The organism is Dorea sp. AM13-35, from assembly GCF_003473885.1.
In the GTDB taxonomy this organism is placed as follows: Bacteria; Bacillota; Clostridia; order Lachnospirales; family Lachnospiraceae; genus Dorea_D; species Dorea_D hominis.
Genome location: NZ_QUCZ01000008.1, coordinates 93,326 through 112,873, shown reverse-complemented (window position 1 = coordinate 112,873; position 19,548 = coordinate 93,326). Strand labels below are relative to the sequence as shown.

General features: G+C 42.3%; 18 protein-coding genes. 17 read left to right on the top strand and 1 reads right to left on the bottom strand.

Features of this window, described 5'->3' with window-relative positions:
• Positions 1 to 6: 6 nt before the first annotated feature.
• Positions 7 to 651: a hypothetical protein gene (locus DW152_RS10145; protein WP_021860011.1), complete on the top strand. Its 645-nt coding sequence runs from the start codon at positions 7 to 9 to the stop codon at positions 649 to 651.
• Positions 652 to 773: 122 nt separating this feature from the next.
• Here the strand turns inward: DW152_RS10145 and rpsT are convergent, their stop codons facing one another.
• Positions 774 to 1,037 (bottom strand): 30S ribosomal protein S20, encoded by a 264-nt coding sequence (gene rpsT, locus DW152_RS10140; protein ID WP_021860010.1) that lies wholly within the window; start codon positions 1,035 to 1,037, stop codon positions 774 to 776.
• 194 nt (positions 1,038 to 1,231) lie between these two features.
• On the opposite strand from rpsT, the gene gpr reads away from it, so the two are divergent.
• The 16 genes from gpr to rpsO all read left to right on the top strand — a co-directional run bounded on the left by gpr (position 1,232) and on the right by rpsO (position 19,329).
• On the top strand, positions 1,232 to 2,152 hold the full coding sequence (gene gpr / locus DW152_RS10135) for a GPR endopeptidase (RefSeq protein WP_117537414.1): 921 nt from the start codon (positions 1,232 to 1,234) through the stop codon (positions 2,150 to 2,152).
• A gap of 97 nt (positions 2,153 to 2,249) precedes the next feature.
• A complete protein-coding gene (gene spoIIP, locus DW152_RS10130) occupies positions 2,250 to 3,404 on the top strand; it encodes a stage II sporulation protein P (protein ID WP_021860008.1) in 1,155 nt (384 codons plus the stop codon).
• A gap of 102 nt (positions 3,405 to 3,506) precedes the next feature.
• Positions 3,507 to 5,429, top strand: a complete 1,923-nt coding sequence (locus DW152_RS10125) for a DNA gyrase/topoisomerase IV subunit B (RefSeq protein WP_021860007.1) — start codon at positions 3,507 to 3,509, stop codon at positions 5,427 to 5,429.
• Positions 5,430 to 5,441: 12 nt separating this feature from the next.
• Positions 5,442 to 7,682: a DNA gyrase/topoisomerase IV subunit A gene (locus DW152_RS10120; RefSeq protein WP_021860006.1), complete on the top strand. Its 2,241-nt coding sequence runs from the start codon at positions 5,442 to 5,444 to the stop codon at positions 7,680 to 7,682.
• Between the two features lie 16 nt (positions 7,683 to 7,698).
• Positions 7,699 to 8,580, top strand: a complete 882-nt coding sequence (gene nudC / locus DW152_RS10115) for an NAD(+) diphosphatase (RefSeq protein ID WP_021860005.1) — start codon at positions 7,699 to 7,701, stop codon at positions 8,578 to 8,580.
• A 463-nt stretch (positions 8,581 to 9,043) separates the two neighbouring features.
• Entirely contained in the window at positions 9,044 to 9,511 is a 468-nt protein-coding gene (rimP, locus tag DW152_RS10110) for a ribosome maturation factor RimP (protein ID WP_117537300.1), read from the top strand.
• 18 nt (positions 9,512 to 9,529) lie between these two features.
• A complete protein-coding gene (gene nusA, locus DW152_RS10105; RefSeq protein WP_117537299.1) occupies positions 9,530 to 10,723 on the top strand; it encodes a transcription termination factor NusA in 1,194 nt (397 codons plus the stop codon).
• A gap of 32 nt (positions 10,724 to 10,755) precedes the next feature.
• Positions 10,756 to 11,010: an RNase P modulator RnpM gene (gene rnpM, locus DW152_RS10100; RefSeq protein WP_117537298.1), complete on the top strand. Its 255-nt coding sequence runs from the start codon at positions 10,756 to 10,758 to the stop codon at positions 11,008 to 11,010.
• Positions 11,011 to 11,020: 10 nt separating this feature from the next.
• Positions 11,021 to 11,311, top strand: a complete 291-nt coding sequence (locus DW152_RS10095) for a L7Ae/L30e/S12e/Gadd45 family ribosomal protein (RefSeq protein WP_186855643.1) — start codon at positions 11,021 to 11,023, stop codon at positions 11,309 to 11,311.
• Positions 11,312 to 11,335: 24 nt separating this feature from the next.
• Complete coding sequence (gene infB / locus DW152_RS10090) at positions 11,336 to 14,092, top strand: translation initiation factor IF-2 (protein WP_117537297.1); 2,757 nt, start codon at positions 11,336 to 11,338, stop codon at positions 14,090 to 14,092.
• 20 nt (positions 14,093 to 14,112) lie between these two features.
• A complete protein-coding gene (gene rbfA, locus DW152_RS10085; RefSeq protein WP_021859999.1) occupies positions 14,113 to 14,496 on the top strand; it encodes a 30S ribosome-binding factor RbfA in 384 nt (127 codons plus the stop codon).
• Positions 14,486 to 15,433 (top strand): DHH family phosphoesterase, encoded by a 948-nt coding sequence (locus DW152_RS10080; RefSeq protein ID WP_117537296.1) that lies wholly within the window; start codon positions 14,486 to 14,488, stop codon positions 15,431 to 15,433. Before rbfA ends, DW152_RS10080 begins: the two co-directional genes overlap by 11 nt.
• A gap of 2 nt (positions 15,434 to 15,435) precedes the next feature.
• Positions 15,436 to 16,356, top strand: coding sequence for a tRNA pseudouridine(55) synthase TruB (truB, locus tag DW152_RS10075; RefSeq protein ID WP_117537295.1), 921 nt, complete (start codon positions 15,436 to 15,438; stop codon positions 16,354 to 16,356).
• Positions 16,357 to 16,374: 18 nt separating this feature from the next.
• On the top strand, positions 16,375 to 17,274 hold the full coding sequence (locus DW152_RS10070) for a bifunctional riboflavin kinase/FAD synthetase (RefSeq protein WP_021859996.1): 900 nt from the start codon (positions 16,375 to 16,377) through the stop codon (positions 17,272 to 17,274).
• Between the two features lie 12 nt (positions 17,275 to 17,286).
• Entirely contained in the window at positions 17,287 to 18,930 is a 1,644-nt protein-coding gene (locus tag DW152_RS10065; protein WP_117537294.1) for a Na/Pi cotransporter family protein, read from the top strand.
• Positions 18,931 to 19,062: 132 nt separating this feature from the next.
• Positions 19,063 to 19,329 (top strand): 30S ribosomal protein S15, encoded by a 267-nt coding sequence (rpsO, locus tag DW152_RS10060; protein ID WP_021859994.1) that lies wholly within the window; start codon positions 19,063 to 19,065, stop codon positions 19,327 to 19,329.
• Positions 19,330 to 19,548 lie beyond the last annotated feature (219 nt).

Genomic DNA, 19,548 nt, shown 5'->3' with positions numbered 1-19,548 from the left:
AGCATCATGGATAGCAGATTAGAAGACTTAAGATCCACCAGAAATCCAAAAGCACGTATTAAAATTATGAAAGGACATTTTGCGACGAGTAACTCGCATCTGAATACATATATCGATATGTCAACAGTCAAGACTCGTCATAACAATGCAAAAGAGACAGCGAAGGAATTAGCCAATGCATATATGACGAATGCAACGATCGATACGATTGTATGTCTGGATGAGACAGAAGTGATCGGAACATTTATGGCAGAGCATCTTGCGAATTCGAGCCAGATGTCTCTGAGTGCGGGGAATAATATTTCTGTGATCACACCGGAGTACAATATGCAGGGACAGATCATGTTCCGTGATAACAAATTACGTATGATTAGGAATCAACAGGTATTGATCCTTGCTGCATCTGTTACAACCGGAAAGACAATCATGCGTGCCATTGAGTCTGTTCTTTATTATGGTGGAAATGTATGTGGAGTATGTTCGATCTTCAGTGCTGTTACAAAAGTTGCTGGAATGGAGATTAAGACAATCTTCACAAGTGCAGACGTACCGGCATATCATGCTTATGATTCGCTGAATTGTCCAATGTGCCAGAAGGGCGAGAGGGTAGAAGCGCTCGTGAACAGCTTTGGATATTCTAAGTTAGAATAGAAGTTATATTCATTAAAAACAACCTCGGCGGAACTGTCGCTGACAGTTCCTGACGGAGAAAACAGCAACAAAAAAACAGCCACATGACGGTATGGCTGTTTTTTTAATATGTCATTCTATAATTAAGCAATTCCGTTAACAGCTTTTGTTAAACGGGAAATCTTTCTGGAGCATGTATTTTTGTGATAAACACCTTTGCTTCCAGCTTTGTTGATTTCAACAATGGCATCTTTTAAAGCAGCTTTAGCTGTTTCAGCATCTTTCTTTGCTACTGCAGTCTCAACTTTCTTTACATAAGTTTTAACTTTAGATTTGATTGCTTTATTTCTAGCAGCCTTTGTTTCGTTTACTAAAATTCTTTTCTTTGCAGATTTGATGTTAGCCAATCTGTCCACCTCCGATTAAATATTTCGATCTGTTGTCGATTTTCCAGTTCGTTAGATCCGGACACGGACGTTCTAACGAAACATACGAACTTATTTTATGTCACGAAAGCTTTTCTGTCAATACATATTTATCAATTATTTGTAAAAACTAGGAAATACAGGTGAAAAAATGTAGAAGAAAGGCGGAAACAAAAATGATGGATCGATATAATGTGCGGACGGATCTTGCGCTGGAGCAGAGAGAACGATTTGTCTCGGATCAGATTGAGATTCCTGGAGTTGCTGTGGAAGAAACCTATGATGACATGTGTGAAGTGCGTGTGACGACAGTACGGATTGAGACAGAAAACGGTGCTGCAGTGATGGGAAAACCAGTAGGAAATTATATCACGCTGGAAGCACCGAAAATGGCAGAAGCAGATGAGAGCTATCACAGAGAGATTTCAGGGAAATTAATGGAAGTACTTGAGGGGTGCCTGCCAGAGAAGGAAGATGGACAGAGTATTCTGATCATTGGACTGGGTAACCGGAATGTCACGCCAGACGCACTGGGACCGCTTGTTGTTGAGCATCTGGATATTACAAGACATCTGGTGAAAGAATATGGAAAATATGCACTTGGCGGGGAGGCGGACCGGCTCGTAAGTGCAGTTGTACCGGGTGTCATGGGACAGACCGGGATGGAGACAGTAGAGATCGTGCGGGGAATTGTGGAAGAGACAGAACCGGATTTTGTAATTGCAATCGATGCGCTTGCTGCAAGAAGTGTGAGAAGGCTGAACCGGACAATCCAGATTGCAAATACCGGAATCGCGCCGGGCTCCGGCGTTGGAAATCACAGAAACGCGATCACAAAGGAGACGGTGGGGGTTCCGGTAATCGCCATTGGTGTCCCGACTGTTGTTGATGCCGCGACGATTGTAGGTGATTCTATCGAAGAATATGTTGCAAAATGCCGTGACGAAGGAATGAGAGAAAATAAAGAACATCTGATTCCGCCGTATCTGTATGGAATGTTTGTCACACCGAAAGATATCGATGAAACAATGGAGCGGACAAGCTATACAATCTCGGAAGCGTTAAATGCTCTTGCTGCCGGACAGGCACATATTTAAAAATTGCACATCATATAGTGTTAAGAAAAGATATGAGAAAAGAGAAGAGATGAAAAATTGGTGCAGAAGAACTTCCGGAAAGAGGCAGCGAAAAAGCATGGCAGTAATGGTTCTGATGGCAGTATGCCTGCTTGCCGCTGCATGGGCAGGAACTATGCTTGCCAGAAAAACAAAGTATCCATATCAAGGAAGAGAATATGTGAACCGGGAAATTTTAAAATGTGCCTGGAAGCTGCATATGCCGGAACTTATGTATATAGAAGAAACAGGAAAAGAATCCTTTGAAAAATGGCTTATCAATCAGATGGAGCTATTATTTCCAATCGGATATATGGCAAATGGGGAAGAAGAAAAGACGCTGGCGGTTGAGGATGAAGATACTTACCGTCTGATTTTAAAGAAACAGGCAGAAGATGAAAATGAAGTGCTGGAGGACGGAACTGTAAAAAACAACAAAGAGAAAACAGAAAAAACACAGACTGCAAAGATATCCGAAAAGAAGCTGAAAAATTATGCATATCTGCGCAGCCATTTTTATACCGTAGATCAGACAACAAAGACGGATGCAAAGGAGCTGGATGCCGGAAAACTTCTGAAAAAGAATATGAAGATCAGAAAAGACGGAAGCAAACCGAAGATTCTAATTTATCATACCCATTCCCAGGAGGCATTTAAAGATTCCAAAGCGGGAGATAAAAAAACATCGATTGTCGGTATGGGAGATATTCTGACGAAAGAGTTAAATGATACTTACCGGATCCCGACAATGCACCACGAAGGAGTGTATGATCTGATTGGCGGGAAAATGGATCGTAGCCGTGCATACCAGCTTGCAGAAGTAAAGGTGAGGAAAATCCTGAAAAAATATCCGTCGATTGAAGTTGTGATCGATCTGCACAGAGACGGTGTCGGAAACAACACACATCTGGTGACATCCATAGATGGAAAGAAAACCGGACAGATCATGTTCTTTAATGGACTAAGCCGGACGAAGAAGAATGGAGATATTGCTTATCTTAAGAATCCATACATACAGGATAATCTTGCATTTTCCATGCAAATGCAGCTTGCTGCCGCAAAAAAATACCCTGGTTTCACAAGAAGGATTTATCTGAAAAGTTATCGCTATAATATGCATCTGATGCCCAAATATCTGCTGATCGAGGCAGGTGCACAGACGAATACGGTAAAAGAAATGCAAAGATCGATGAAAGTCCTCGCAGACCTTTTAGATGCGGTGGTGGATCCATAAAAGTATTTACTTCGTGCCGGATTTTATGCTAATATATACAAAGTATGGAAAAGTATAGAAAAAACGGAAACATGTGGAAAAAAGAGAGAGGATATAGAAGGAATGGCGAAGAAAAACACATATGATGCGGAGAGTATTTCAGTATTAGAAGGTCTGGAAGCGGTAAGAAAAAGACCGGGAATGTATATCGGAAGCGTATCTACAAAAGGTCTGAACCATCTGATCTATGAGATTGTAGATAATGCGGTAGATGAACATCTGGCAGGATACTGCAGCGAGATTCATGTCACACTGGAAAAAGACGGTTCTGCCACGATTGCAGATAATGGACGTGGTGTGCCGGTCGATATGCATGCCAAAGGTGTGCCGGCAGAGCGTCTTGTCTATACAACGCTTCATGCCGGTGGTAAGTTCGATGACTCGGCATATAAGACAAGCGGAGGTCTGCACGGTGTAGGTTCTTCTGTTGTAAATGCACTGTCCGTATATATGGATGTGGAGATCAGCCGTGACGGCTATATCCACCATGACAGATATGAAAAGGGAAATCCGGTCGTAGAGCTGGTAGATGGTCTTCTTCCAAAACTTGGAAAAACAAGAAAAACCGGAACAAAAGTAAATTTCCTGCCGGATGGAACGATTTTTGAGAAAACAAGATTCAAGGCTGAAGATGTAAAAAGCCGTATGCATGAAACGGCATATCTGAATCCAGAGCTGACGATCGTTTTTGAAGACTTAAGAGATGGAAAAAAAGAGAAGATCACCTACCACGAACCGGAAGGAATCATCGGATTTATCCAGGATCTGAATGGAAAGAAAGAGAAGATCCATGAGCCGGTTTATTTTAAAGGAACTGCGGACGGAATTGAAGTGGAAGTGGCATTCCAGTATGTCAATGAGTTCCATGAAAACATTCTTGGCTTCTGTAATAATATTTACAACAGTGAAGGCGGAATGCATCTGACCGGATTTAAAACGACATTTACGACCGTGATCAACCAATATGCAAGAGAACTTGGAATTCTGAAAGATAAAGATGCGAACTTTACCGGAGCAGATATCCGAAATGGAATGACTGCAATCGTATCCATCAAACATCCGGACCCCCGCTTTGAAGGACAGACGAAGACAAAACTGGATAACCCGGATGCGGCAAAAGCGACAAGTAAGGTGACCGGCGATGAAATCGTGCGTTATTTTGATCGTAATCTGGAAACGCTTAAGAAAGTGATCGGCTGTGCAGAGAAAGCGGCAAAGATCCGTAAGACAGAAGAAAAAGCGAAGACCAATCTTCTGACAAAGCAGAAATATTCCTTTGACAGCAACGGAAAGCTTGCAAATTGTGAAAGCCGTGATGCATCAAAATGTGAGATTTTTATTGTCGAGGGAGATTCCGCCGGAGGATCTGCAAAAACAGCGCGTGACCGTATGTATCAGGCAATCCTGCCGATCCGTGGTAAGATCCTGAATGTAGAAAAAGCAACGATCGACAAGGTGCTTGCAAATGCGGAGATCAAGACGATGATCAATGCATTCGGCTGTGGCTTTTCGGAAGGTTATGGAAATGATTTTGATATCAGCAAACTCCGTTATGATAAGATCATTATCATGGCAGATGCGGACGTGGATGGTGCACACATTTCGACACTGCTTCTTACATTGTTCTATCGTTTTATGAAAGAACTGATCGATGAAGGACATGTCTACATTGCGATGCCGCCACTTTATAAAGCGATGCCGAAAAAAGGCGAAGAAGAATATCTGTACGATGACAAAGCGCTGGAGTGTTACCGGAAGACACACGAAGGTCCGTTTACATTGCAGCGGTACAAAGGTCTGGGCGAGATGGATGCAGAGCAGCTCTGGGAGACAACACTGAATCCGGAAACCCGTATTTTAAAAAGAGTTGAGATTGAAGATGCGAGAATGGCTTCTGCAGTGACAGAGATGTTGATGGGAACGGAAGTACCGCCGCGAAGAGAATTTATTTATGAAAATGCTGCAGAGGCAGAACTGGACGTATAAAGGAGAAGAAAGATGCAGGATTCACAGATCATAAGAACCGAGTATTCGGAAGTGATGAAAAAATCATATATTGACTATGCGATGAGTGTTATTGTTGCCAGAGCGCTGCCGGATGCACGTGACGGATTAAAGCCGGTACAGAGACGTACGCTTTACGATATGCACGAACTGGGTATCCGCTATGACAAGCCATACCGGAAATGCGCCCGTATTGTTGGGGATACGATGGGTAAATATCATCCGCACGGTGACAGCTCGATTTATGATGCACTTGTCGTGATGGCACAGGATTTTAAAAAAGGAATGATACTTGTAGACGGACATGGAAATTTTGGCTCCATCGAAGGAGACGGAGCGGCCGCCATGCGTTATACAGAAGCAAGGCTTGCGAAGATTACGCAGGAAGTGTATCTGGCTGACCTGGATAAAGATGTTATTGATTTCGTGCCGAATTTTGATGAGACAGAGAAAGAGCCGGAAGTTTTGCCGGTCCGTATCCCGAACCTTCTTGTAAACGGTGCGGAAGGTATCGCGGTCGGGATGGCAACCAGTATCCCGACACACAATCTTGCCGAGGTTGTAGATGCTGTCAAAGCATATATGAAAAATGATGATATCAGTACGAGACAGCTGATGAAATATATCAAAGGACCGGATTTTCCGACAGGAGGAATCGTTGTAAATAAAGACGATCTTGTGAGTATTTATGAAAGTGGAACCGGTAAGATCAAACTTCGTGGAAAAGTGGATGTCGAAGAGATGAAAGGTGGCAAGAAACGTCTTGTCATTTCCGAGATTCCATATACGATGATCGGAGCCGGAATTGGAAAATTCTTAAACGATGTCTGCAATCTTGTAGAGACAAAGAAGACAAGTGATATTGTAGATATTTCCAATCAGTCATCTAAGGAAGGAATCCGGATTGTTATTGAACTGAAAAAAGGTGCAGATGTAACCAATCTGACAAACATGTTATATAAGAAAACACGTCTGGAAGATACCTTTGGCGTAAATATGCTTGCTGTTGCAAATGGGCGCCCGGAGACGATGGGACTCAAAAGGATCATTGAGCATCATGTGGATTTCCAGTTTGAGCTAACAACGAGAAAATATAAAAATCTGCTTGCGAAAGAGCAGGATAAAAAAGAGATCCAGGAGGGTCTTATCAAGGCATGTGACGTCATTGACCTGATCATTGAGATCCTGCGTGGGAGCCAGTCTGTAAAAGACGCCAGAGCATGTCTGACAAAAGGAATTACGGAAAATATTAAGTTTAAATCTAATATTTCCAGAAAAATGGCGGCAATGCTCCGTTTTACAGAACGTCAGGCAAATGCCATTCTGGAGATGCGGCTCTATAAGCTGATTGGTCTGGAAATCGCAGCGCTTATGAAAGAGCATGAGACGACGCTTGCAAATATTGCAAAATACGAAGATATTCTGAATAATTATGATTCCATGGCAGCAGTGATCATGGAAGATTTAGATCAGATCAAGAAAGAATTCGGCAGAAAGAGACGGACTGTTATTGAAAATGCAGAAGAGGCTGTCTTTGAAGAGAATAAGATCGAAGAACAGGAAGTTGTCTTCCTGATGGATCGTTTCGGTTATGCCAGAACGGTAGATGCCGCAACATATGAGAGAAATAAAGAAGCGGCGGACAGTGAGAATAAATATGTCCTGCATGCGATGAATACCGGAAAACTGTGTGTATTTACAGCGGGAGGTAAGATGCATCAGATCAAAGTGTTAGATCTGCCGCACGGAAAATTCCGTGACAAAGGTCTGCCAATCGACAATGTAAGTAATTATGATAGCACCGCAGAGGAAATTGTTTATATCTGTGATGCAGAACAAACCCGTTATGCAAAATTATTATTTGCAACGAAACAGGGCATGATCAAAAAGGTAGACGGACAGGAATTCCAGGTGGCAAAGCGTACGATCGCAGCTACGAAATTACAGGCAGATGATGCAGTAGTAAGCATTCAGGTGATCACCGATAACCAGCAGGTCGTCTTACAGACAAAAGATGGATATTTTCTGCGTTTTGCGGCAGATGAAGTTTCGGAGAAGAAGAAAGGTGCAATTGGTGTGCGTGGAATCAAACTCCGGAAAGAAGACGAGCTGGAACATGTTTATCTGTTTGAAGAAGGAACCGAGACAAAGGTCATGTACAAAGAAAAAGAAGTGACATTAAATCGACTGAAAATGGCAAAACGTGACGGAACAGGAACAAAGACAAGGGCATAAATAAGGGGATGGACAAATGATACAGGAAATTGCACCACATCAGTATGATAATACATACAGACCACAGAAACCGGAAGCAGAGGATTATGTGCTTTACTATGATGGAAGAGCAGTGCTTGTGACAGAAGGAGAGATTGCATTTCCGAAAGTCGCAGAGATCTGCAAAGCGTCAGAGACTGCCGGGGAGAAACTTATTTATCTGTTCACGATTGATGAAAAAGTGTACTATCTTCTGAATCATAAGACGACAGATAAGATGGAAGTTGTAGATGATGTGAATACATCTGTGAGTGTGGAACGCCTGCAAGTAGCCGGATATGTGTGGAAGGCTGTAGAATATTTCCGCAGTGCAAAGCCAAAATATCAGGCGTTTGCAGCGATTACCGGATGGCAGTTACAGCGCTGGTATGATACGAGACGTTTCTGCGGTTATTGCGGAACGCGTATGAAAGCAGATGGAAAAGAGAGAATGCTAAAATGTCCGAAGTGCGGATTGATGGAATTTCCCAAAATCTGCCCGGCTGTGATCATCGGTGTGACTCATGGAGACAGAATCCTGATGTCCAAATACACAGGCAGAAGTTATAAAAATTATGCTCTGCTTGCAGGATTTAATGAAATCGGAGAATCGATAGAGGAAACCGTATCAAGAGAAGTCATGGAAGAAGTAGGCCTGAAGGTTAAAAATATTCGTTATTACAAAAGTCAGCCATGGTCTTTCTCCGATACACTGCTGATGGGATTCTTCTGTGATCTGGATGGAGAGGAAGAAATTAATCTCGACAGAGAAGAACTGGCAATGGCAGAATGGTTTGACCGGGAGAAGATGCCGGTAGAGCGTGAAGATTTAAGCCTTACAAATGACATGATGATGGCATTTAAAGAAGGAAGAGTATAGCAGAATGAAAAAATGAATTGCAGGAACACTTATTATTGCTCTGGCTGTGATGTTATTATCACCGGCGGGACAAATTCCAATTAGATTCGAACAGCGCCTGGGAGAATCTGGAAGAGGATGAAGATTTTATACATTTGGAAGAAGAGATTTCAGAAATTGCACAAAATGCAGTAGATGCCTTCAGTTATGATCATCCTGAAGTTTTCTGGATTTATAATGTGAAGTACAGTTATCGGATTTCCGGACAATCTAAAAACAGTAAAGTCGAGACAGAAAAAACATATGCGTGCAAATTATGTATATAAAATAGGCAAAATATAAATAATTCCTTGATTTTAAAAGGAAACAGTGTTATACTGACACATAGTAACATAAGCAACCCGATGACAGAAGAGTGGACGAAAGTTCACTCTTCTTTGTTGCTACAGTATCTTACTTTAAATCAGAGAAAGGAAGTTTAGCGTTGTCAAAAAGAGAAATTTACGAACAGAAGACAGAAGAATATCTGACACCGATCGTAGAAGAATATGGATTTGAACTGGTCGATGTAGAATACGTGAAAGAAGGAAGCAACTGGTATTTACGTGCTTACATTGACAAACCGGGCGGAATCAGTGTAGATGACTGTGAGAAAGTAAGCCGCAGACTGTCAGACATTCTGGATGAGAAAGATTATATTGAAGACAGCTATATTATGGAGATCAGCTCTCCGGGACTGGGAAGACCGCTTAAGAAGGAGAAGGATTACAAACGTAATCTGAATAAGAAAGTTGAGATCCGTACTTACCGTATGATAGATAAGCGCAAAGAATTTACCGGAATCCTGAAAGCATACGATGCAGACACGGTAACAATTGAGCTTGATGATGAAACAATGAAAACATTTGAAAAAGGCGAGATAGCGCTGATTCGCCAGGCGTTCGATTTTTAGTTTAGGAGGAGGATAATCATGAACACAGAATTATTAGAAGCGTTGAATATTTTAGAGAAAGAAAAGGATATCAGCAAAGAGAGTCTGTTAGATGCAATCGAAAATTCGCTGCTGAATGCCTGCAAGAGTCATTTTGGCAAGGCTGATAACATTAAAGTGATCATGGATCGTGAATCCTGTGATTACCAGCTCTATGCTGAGAAAGAAGTTGTGGAAGATGTAGAAGATACGTTGGAACAGATCAGTCTGGAAGATGCAAGAAAGATGGATGGTAAATATGACATTGGAGATATCGTACATGTACCGATCGAATCCAAATCATTTGGAAGAATTGCAACACAGAATGCCAAGAACCTGATTCTTCAGAAAATTCGTGAAGAAGAGAGGAAAGTTGTATATGATCAGTACTTTGAGAAAGAAAAAGATATCGTAACAGGTATCGTACAGCGTTATGTTGGCAAGAATGTGAGTATTAATCTTGGTAAAGCAGATGCGATGCTGACAGAGAATGAGCAGGTAAAAGGTGAAGTATTCAAACCGACAGAGAGAATCAAATTATATATCGTAGAAGTTAAGAATACAACGAAGGGACCGAAGATCCTTGTATCCCGTACACATCCGGAACTTGTAAAACGTCTCTTTGAATCAGAAGTAACAGAAGTAAAAGATGGTATTGTAGAGATCAAGAGTATTGCAAGAGAAGCCGGAAGCAGAACAAAGATTGCTGTATGGTCCAATGATCCGGATGTTGATCCGGTAGGAGCCTGTGTCGGAATGAACGGTGCAAGAGTTAATGCAATCGTAAATGAACTCCGCGGTGAGAAAATCGATATTATCAACTGGAGTGACAACCCGGCAATCCTGATCGAGAATGCTTTAAGCCCGGCGAAAGTTATTTCCGTAATGGCAGATCCGGATGAGAAGGTCGCAAGCGTGATCGTGCCGGATTACCAGCTCTCACTTGCAATCGGTAAAGAAGGACAGAATGCAAGGCTGGCGGCAAGGCTGACCGGTTATAAAATTGATATTAAGAGTGAAACACAGGCAATTGAATCAGGAGAACTTCCGGAAAACTATATGGAACTGAGCGAAGGTGTCTTTGAAGAAGAAGTGGAAGACGGATACGAAGAAGAGACCGCAGATGTAGATATAGATCTGGATCTTGTAGAAGAAACTGAGAAACCGGAAGAAATCAGTGAAACAGAAGAATAGGTGATTGTTTGAGCGCGAATAAAAAAATACCTATGCGTCAGTGCGTAGGATGCCGGGAAATGAAGAATAAAAAAGAGATGATCCGGGTAATCCGTACTTCTGAACAGGAATTTGTTCTGGATGCAACCGGCAAGAAGAATGGCAGAGGAGCGTATATTTGTCCGAACAGAGAGTGCCTGTCACAGGCAATTAAGAGCAAAGGACTGGAGCGTTCTTTTAAGCAGGCAATTCCGAAAGAAGTGTATGAGTCGCTGGAAAAGGAGATGGAGCATCTTGAGTCACAGTAAAGCATTGTCAATGATTGGGCTTGCTACAAAAGCCGGAAAAGTTGCCAGTGGTGAGTTCAGTACAGAAAAGGAAGTAAAATCCGCAAGAGCATATCTTGTGATCGTAGCAGGAGATGCGTCTGAGAATACAAAGAAGAAATTCCGCAATATGTGTGAATTTTATCAGGTACCGATTTATTTTTACAAAGATAAAGATACCTTAGGGCATGCAATGGGAAAAGAATTTCGTGCATCCCTTGCAATTCTGGATGAAGGTCTTGCAAAGGGAATTCGCAGACATCTGGAAACGGAAGAAGAATAATTGCATAAAGGAGGTAGTTAATATATGGCAAAAATCAAAGTATATGAATTAGCTAAGGAGCTGAATGTACAGAGTAAGGATGTACTGGAGTTCCTGGAGAGCAAAAAAATAGAAGTGAAAAATCACATGAGTGCACTGGAAGAGACTGCTGCCGGTCAGGTAAAAGAACATTTCAGTAAGAACCGGAAATCTGAGGGGGAATCCGGTGAAGCACCGAAAAAGAAAAATATTGTTCATGTATTCCGGCCGCAGAATACACAGAATGGCAATAAGCATGGAAGACGTCAGGGGACGAAGCAGACCATGCCCCAGGGGCGTCCGATGCAAGTGAACAACGGAAGACCGGCAAAAGGATCGGTAAAACCGGAAGCACCGAAGACAGAAGAGAGAGTTAAAACAGCTGAGAAAGCCAAAGCAGCAGAAGTGAAGACAGCAGAGAAACAGGCAGTGAAAACGGAGATAAAGGAAGAGAATAAAGAAAAGAGAGAAGAAAAAGTAGTGAAGAATAACGAGAAACGTGTAAATAACGACAGACCGAATTCTGAGCGTACAACAAGATCAGAGCGCGGTGATAGAAGCGGTCGTAACGATAACAGAAATGACCGCGGCGGAAGAAATGATGACAGAAGAAACGACCGCAACGGAAGAAATGATGACAGAAGAAATGACCGTGGCGGAAGAAATAATGACAGAAGAAACGACGACAGAAGAAATGACCGCAGCGGAAGAAATGATGACAGAAGAAACGACCGCGGCGGAAGAAATGACGACAGAAGAAACGACCGTGGCGGAAGAAATAATGATAGAAGAAACGACCGCAGCGGAAGAAATAATGACAGAAGAAATAACGGACCTTCAATTCCGGCACCTGAGGCACCGACACAGAAGCCGCAGAGAAGTAACAAGGGCAAAGGCAAGGATGAGCATAAGAAAAAAGATTACCGCCGTGATGAAGAAGAAAGAATGCCAAAGAATAACAAGAAGCCAATGCAGAAACCACAGCCGAAGGAGCAGAAACAGGAAGAAGAGATTAAGTCTATCGTAATTCCGGAAGTTCTGACGATCAAAGAGCTTGCTGACAAGATGAAAGTTGTCCCTTCTGTGATTGTTAAAAAGCTGTTTATGCAGGGCAAAGTTGTAACAGTCAACCAGGAGATCGATTATGATACAGCAGAAGAGATCGCGCTGGAATTTGATGTATTATGTGAAAAAGAAGAAGTTGTGGATGTTATCGAAGAACTCTTAAAAGAAGAGGAAGAAGATGAGAAGAAGATGAAAAAACGTCCGCCGGTTGTATGTGTTATGGGACACGTTGACCACGGTAAAACTTCTCTTCTGGATGCAATCCGTCATACGAATGTAATAGGCGGCGAGGCCGGAGGAATCACCCAGCATATCGGTGCTTATGTCGTAGATGTTAAAGGTGAGAAGATCACATTCCTTGACACACCGGGACATGAGGCGTTTACAGCAATGCGTATGCGTGGAGCAAGCTCTACAGATATCGCAATCCTTGTTGTAGCAGCAGATGATGGTGTAATGCCGCAGACAGTAGAAGCAATCAACCATGCGAAAGCAGCCGGTGTTGAGATCATCGTTGCAGTTAATAAGATCGATAAACCAAGCGCTAATATCGAGCGAGTAAAACAGGAAATGACAGAGTATGAACTGATTCCGGAAGACTGGGGCGGAAGCACAATTTTTGTCCCGGTATCTGCAAAGACAGGAGAAGGTCTGGAAGATCTGATGGAAATGATCGTACTGACTGCAGAAGTAATGGAATTAAAGGCAAATCCAAACAGACGTGCAAGAGGACTTGTCCTAGAAGCACAGCTCGACAAAGGAAGAGGTCCGGTTTCAACAGTCCTTGTACAGAAAGGAACACTGCGTGTCGGAGATGCGATCGCAGCAGGATCTTCACATGGTAAAGTCAGAGCAATGATGGACGACAAAGGACGCCGCGTCAAAGAAGCAGGTCCGTCTGTGCCGGTAGAGATTCTCGGACTCAATGATGTACCGAATGCCGGAGAAGTATTTGTCGGATGTGCAAATGATAAAGAAGCAAGAAACTTTGCTGAGACATTTATTTCACAGAGCAAAGTAAAACTTCTGGAAGAAACAAAATCAAAACTGTCTCTGGATGATCTGTTCAACCAGATTCAGGAAGGTAACTTAAAAGAATTAAACATCGTTGTAAAAGCAGACGTACAGGGATCTGTAGAAGCAATCAAACAGAGTCTTCTGAAACTTTCCAATGATGAAGTTGTTGTAAAAATCATCCATGGCGGTGTTGGTGCGGTCAATGAATCTGATGTAAGCCTTGCATCTGCATCTAACGCGATCATCATAGGATTTAATGTACGTCCGGATGCAACAGCAAAAGAAACCGCAGACCGTGAAGGTGTAGATATCCGTCTGTATCGTGTCATCTACAATGCGATCGAAGATGTGGAAGCAGCCATGAAAGGACTTCTGGATCCGGTATTTGAAGAAAAAGTACTTGGCCATGCAGAAGTACGTCAGCTGTTCAAAGCATCCGGTGTTGGTACGATCGCAGGATCTTATGTACTGGATGGAACATTTGAAAGAGACTGTTCTGTGCGTATCACAAGAGATGGCATTGTCGTATTTGAAGGTGCACTTGCTTCCCTTAAACGTTTCAAAGATGACGTGAAAGAAGTCAGAGCAGGCTATGAGTGTGGTTTCGTATTTGCAAACTTCAATGATGTAAAAGAAGGCGATCTTGTAGAAGCATTCAAGATGGTTGAGATTCCTAGATAGGAAGAAAAGAGGAGAGCAATTTGAGAAAACGTAGCATTAAGAATACAAGAGTAAATACAGAAGTACAGCGCGAATTAAGTAGTATTATCCGGGGCGGGCTCAAAGATCCGAGAGTTGCTCCATGGACTTCTGTTGTTGCGGCAGAAGTCGCACCGGATCTTAAGACTTGTAAAGCCTATATCAGTGTGCTCGGTGATGAAAAAGCACAGAAAGATACACTGGAAGGTTTACAGAGTGCAGAAGGTTATATCCGCCGGGAGCTTGCGCATACATTAAATATGCGCAACACACCGGAGATTACATTTGTTCTGGATCAGTCGATCGAATATGGTGTAAATATGTCCAAAAAGATCGATGAAGTGACAAAAGGAATGAAAACAGAAGGTGACGAAGATGCTGAATAAGATACTGAGCGGAGCAAAAGAAATCGCAATCGGTGGTCATGTAAGACCGGACGGAGACTGTGTAGGTTCCTGTATGGGACTGCGTCAGTATATCATTGAGAATTATCCAGATAAAAAAGTGACGGTATATCTGGAAGAAATCCCAGATTCTTTTCAATTCCTGAAAGGAATTGAGGAAATCCGTTCAGAAATCCCGGAGAATAAAGTCTATGATCTCTTTATCTGCCTGGATTGTGGAGATAAGGGAAGACTTGGATTTTCAGCACCGCTTTTTGAACAGGCAGCACACACATTCTGTGTGGATCATCACATCAGCAATGTAAGCTTTGCGATGGATAATGTGATCCGGCCGGATGCAAGTTCTACATCGGAACTGGTGTATGAACTGCTGGATAAGAAGCGTATCAGCAAAGAGACGGCAGAAGCGTTGTATCTTGGAATCGTACACGATACCGGTGTATTCCAGTATTCCTGCACTTCACCGGATACGATGCGGGCGGCGGCAGTACTGATGGAAAAAGGAATCGATGCGCCGGAGATTATTCATGATACATTTTATGAAAAAACATACAACCAGAACCAGATTTTAGGACGTGCACTCTTAGAGAGTATCCTTCTCCTGGATGGACAGTGCATTGCAACTTATGTGCGGCAGAAAGAGATGGAATTCTATGGTGTAAAACCGAAAGATCTGGAAGGAATCGTAAGTCAGTTGCGCAATACAAAAGATACAAAAGTTGCGATTTTCATGTATGAATTAAAGCTGAATGAATTCAAAGTCAGTCTCCGCTCGAATGACGATGTGGATGTCAGCAAGATCGCACAGTATTTTGGCGGCGGCGGACATAAAAAAGCGGCAGGCTTTACAATGACAGGTCAGCCGTTTGATGTGTTGAACAATGTCTCCGCACAGATTGTAGCGCAGCTTGAGGAGTAACTATGATTCATGGCATTATAAATATTTACAAAGAAAAAGGCTATACATCACATGATGTCGTTGCAAAATTACGCAGAATTGTCGGGCAGAAGAAAATCGGACACACAGGAACACTGGATCCGGATGCGACCGGTGTGCTGCCGGTCTGCTTTGGTAAAGCAACAAAATTATGTGATCTTTTAACAGACAAAGATAAAACATACGAAACGGTACTGCTGCTTGGGCGGGAAACAGATACACAGGATATATCCGGAACTGTACTGAGTGAAAAGCAGACCGGTACTGTGACAGAGGCAGATGTAAGAAGTGTGGTGGCTTCTTTTGTCGGTGCTTATGCGCAGACTCCGCCGATGTATTCGGCAATTAAGATTGGTGGAAAGAAGCTCTATGAGCTTGCAAGAGAAGGAAAGACAGTGGAGAGAAAACCGCGGAATGTTGAAATTTTTTCTATTGATATTCTGGAAATGGATCTGCCGCATGTGAAGATGCGGGTGCACTGTTCCAAAGGCACGTATATCCGTACGCTTTGCAATGATATCGGTGCGAAGTTAGGATGCGGCGGCTGTATGGAAGAGCTTGTCCGTACAAAGGTGAGTTCATTTATGCTCACGGAAGCGAAGACGCTTGCAGAAGTGGAAAATTTTGTGGCAGACGGCAGACTTTCTGAAATCATAACACCGGTCGACGCAATGTTTGCACACTATCCGGCATTGTGTGTGACGGAAAAATGGGACAAATTCGCATATAATGGTAACGCACTTCCGAAGGATGCAGTGGGGGATGTGCCAGACGGGCACAGCATTTCGGACGTTCACAGAGTGAGGATCTACAATTCAAAGGAGGAGTTTATCGGTCTGTACGATTATAAGAAAAGCGAAAATAAATACAAACTTGTAAAAATGTTTTATACGCCGGATGTATAGAACATGAGAGGAAAAAATATGCAATATATAGAAGGTCTGAATGAATATACAGAAACCGAAAAGTCAGCAGTGACCTTTGGAAAGTTTGACGGAGTGCATAAGGGCCACCAGAAGTTAGTTGAAGAAGTGCTCAGATGCTGCACAAATGGAAATATAAAAAGTGTTTTGTGTGCATTTGAGATGAATAAAAAAGACATTCTTATGACTCCGGATGAGAGAAGAGAAAGAATGGACGGCAAAATAGACTATCTTGTGGAATGTCCGTTTTCAGATGAACTCCGGCACATGAGTGCGGAAGATTTTATTAAAAAGGTTATAAAGGGTGTTTTTCATGCTGAATATGTGGTTGTAGGGACTGATTTTCATTTTGGATATGGAAAAGAAGGCGATGCGCATATGCTGGAGGCGTATGCCGAAAAATATCATTATAAGGCAATCGTAGTTGAAAAAGCACGGTTTAAGCATCGGGAGATCAGTAGCAGTTTTATTAAGAGTCTGGTCAAAGATGGAAGCATTACAACCGCGAATTACCTTCTGACATATCCATACCCGGTAGAAGGAATTGTAAAACATGGAAAACATCTGGGAAGTGAGTTGGGATTTCCCACATGTAATGTAGAATGGCCGGCGCATAAAGTACTGCCGCCAAAAGGAGTGTATGTAAGCCGTGTTTATATTGATGGGGAAGTTTATGGCGCAATATCCAATATCGGAGTCAAGCCAACCGTATCAGATGAAAACAAAGTGCTGATCGAGAGTTATTTATATGGATATAGCGGAGATGCATACGGAAAAAACGTTAAAATTGAATTACTGGAATTCCGACGCCCGGAACATAAATTTTCTTCCATTAAGGAAATGCAGGTACGAGTCCGTCAGGATATACAGTATGTCAGAGAATACTTTGAAAAAGAGTAAAAGGAGAAACAGATGAATATAATAACTATATTTTCTCTGTTTGGTGGACTTGGACTGTTTTTATATGGTATGAGCCAGATGAGCGAAAGCCTTGAAAAAGCAGCCGGCGCCAAAATGAGAAGTATTCTGGCAGTCTTTACGAAAAACAGATTTATCGGACTGCTGGTAGGTATGATCTTTACAGCGATCATCCAGTCATCCAATGCTACAACAGTTATGGTCGTGAGTTTTGTAAACTCCGGACTGATGAATCTGATGCAGGCAACCGGAATTATTCTGGGAGCCAATATCGGAACTACAATCACCGGACAGTTGATCGCATTTAATCTGTCGGATATAGCGCCACTATTTGTAATCATCGGTGTGATTATGTCCATGTTCTGTAAGAACCAGAAGGTGCAGAGAGCCGGTGATGTGATTCTGGGATTTGGCATTTTGTTTATGGGGCTGAAAGTTATGGGTGAATCCTTGACCATTGTAAAACAGTCACCGGTTGTAAAAGAATTTTTAAGCTCTTTAAGCAGTCCGTTTATTGCGATCCTTGTCGGATTTATTGCGACTTCTGTTTTGCAGAGCTCTTCGGCAACGGTTGGTATTATTATTTTGATGGCATCACAGAATCTGATCCAGTTTATGATCTGTCCGTTTGTAATTCTTGGCTGTAACATCGGTTCTTGCGTGTCTGCACTTCTTGCCAGCCTGAACGGAAGAAAAGATGCAAAGAGAGCAGCGATGATTCATTTCTTATTTAACGTGATCGGATCTGCAATTATGTTTACTGTGATCTTTATATTTACCAAACCGATCACAGGTGCACTGCTTGGAATTTCCGGTGGAAATGTGGCACGTGCGGTTGCCAATACACATTCTCTGATGAAAATCATAGAAGTGGCTATGTTGTTCCCGTTTATGGGCTGGATCGTGAAGCTGACTTACAAAGTAGTTCCGGGAAATGACGATACAGACGAAGATGAGTATGAACTGAATTATATCAAACAGTCTATGATGTCACCTGCAACGGCAGTTATGGATGCAATCCATGAGATCGAGCATATGGGAAAGGTTGCAATGAGCAATCTGGAACTGTCCATGCATGCACTCTGTGAGTTGGACGGAGAAGCAATTGAAAAGGTATACAAAACCGAAAAATATATTGATTTTATGAACAGTAAGATCACGGATTACCTTGTGAGGGCAAATGAGCTGGAACTTCCGACTGCAGATGCAGATAAGCTGGGAGGACTGTTCCATGTAGTAAATGATATTGAAAGAATCGGTGATCATGCAGAAAATATGGCTGAGGCTGCAAGAGAGAGAATTGATTCCGGCGTAAAATTAAGCGACAAGGCGATACGTCAGATGAATGATATGATGAAGTCGGTACAGACACTTCTGGAATATGCATTGGATATGTTTACAAATGGAAATCAAGAACATATGCGTGAGATTCTGGAACTGGAAGATGCCATTGATGAGCTGGAAAAGAAACTGCAAAGATCACATATCAAGCGGCTGACGAAGAACAAATGTACACCGGAAGCAGGAATGATCTTTGCGGATGCAGTATCTGGTCTGGAGCGTGTAGCCGACCATGGAACCAATATCGCATTTGCGATCATGGTACCGGATGAATACAAATCTGATGAAGAAGAGTAAAATAATCCTTTACAGAGGATAAGTGTTGTGTTATACTCATCTGGTATGAACAGCCGGTGTTCGGTAACAGGATACTCCAACCGTTGCTTAATATCAGGCGATAATTAAGAGAATTAAAAGGAGGAAATCACAATGGTTTCAAAAGAACAGAAAGAACAGATCATTAAAGACTTTGGAAGAACAGCAGGAGATACAGGTTCACCGGAAGTACAGGTAGCTATCCTGACAGCAAGAATCAATGACCTGACAGATCATTTCAAAGCTAACCCGAAGGATCATCACTCAAGAAGAGGACTTCTTAAGATGGTAGGACAGAGAAGAGGACTTCTTGCATACCTGAAGAAGACAGATATCAACAGATATCGTGCTCTGATCGAGAAACTTGGACTTAGAAAATAATAATGATTTTAATAAAAATTCCGATTGCGTTATGCAGTCGGAATTTTTTGTAGAAAAAAGATATGGTGTATTTACATAAGATATGCTATAATATATTGGATTGCGGACGAGGGAGATATAATCCGAGACCACTGAAAAGGATATTGTCCGGTGGTAGCGAAAAGAGAGTGTCTTTTTCAGTAGTTTCGGTATCCTTCTTTCGCAGAACAGATGAATGAA

Excerpts from the sequence above, each read along its gene's own strand:
- truB (WP_117537295.1), top strand. The coding sequence starts at position 15,436 with ATGATTCATGGCATTATAAATATTTACAAAGAAAAAGGCTATACATCA.
- DW152_RS10070 (WP_021859996.1), top strand. The coding sequence starts at position 16,375 with ATGCAATATATAGAAGGTCTGAATGAATATACAGAAACCGAAAAGTCA.
- DW152_RS10125 (WP_021860007.1), top strand. The coding sequence starts at position 3,507 with ATGGCGAAGAAAAACACATATGATGCGGAGAGTATTTCAGTATTAGAA.
- nusA (WP_117537299.1), top strand. The coding sequence starts at position 9,530 with ATGAACACAGAATTATTAGAAGCGTTGAATATTTTAGAGAAAGAAAAG.
- DW152_RS10095 (WP_186855643.1), top strand. The coding sequence starts at position 11,021 with ATGATTGGGCTTGCTACAAAAGCCGGAAAAGTTGCCAGTGGTGAGTTC.
- rnpM (WP_117537298.1), top strand. The coding sequence starts at position 10,756 with ATGCGTCAGTGCGTAGGATGCCGGGAAATGAAGAATAAAAAAGAGATG.
- gpr (WP_117537414.1), top strand. The coding sequence starts at position 1,232 with ATGATGGATCGATATAATGTGCGGACGGATCTTGCGCTGGAGCAGAGA.
- DW152_RS10080 (WP_117537296.1), top strand. The coding sequence starts at position 14,486 with ATGCTGAATAAGATACTGAGCGGAGCAAAAGAAATCGCAATCGGTGGT.
- DW152_RS10065 (WP_117537294.1), top strand. The coding sequence starts at position 17,287 with ATGAATATAATAACTATATTTTCTCTGTTTGGTGGACTTGGACTGTTT.
- nudC (WP_021860005.1), top strand. The coding sequence starts at position 7,699 with ATGATACAGGAAATTGCACCACATCAGTATGATAATACATACAGACCA.
- DW152_RS10120 (WP_021860006.1), top strand. The coding sequence starts at position 5,442 with ATGCAGGATTCACAGATCATAAGAACCGAGTATTCGGAAGTGATGAAA.
- rpsO (WP_021859994.1), top strand. The coding sequence starts at position 19,063 with ATGGTTTCAAAAGAACAGAAAGAACAGATCATTAAAGACTTTGGAAGA.
- DW152_RS10145 (WP_021860011.1), top strand. The coding sequence starts at position 7 with ATGGATAGCAGATTAGAAGACTTAAGATCCACCAGAAATCCAAAAGCA.
- infB (WP_117537297.1), top strand. The coding sequence starts at position 11,336 with ATGGCAAAAATCAAAGTATATGAATTAGCTAAGGAGCTGAATGTACAG.
- spoIIP (WP_021860008.1), top strand. The coding sequence starts at position 2,250 with ATGGCAGTAATGGTTCTGATGGCAGTATGCCTGCTTGCCGCTGCATGG.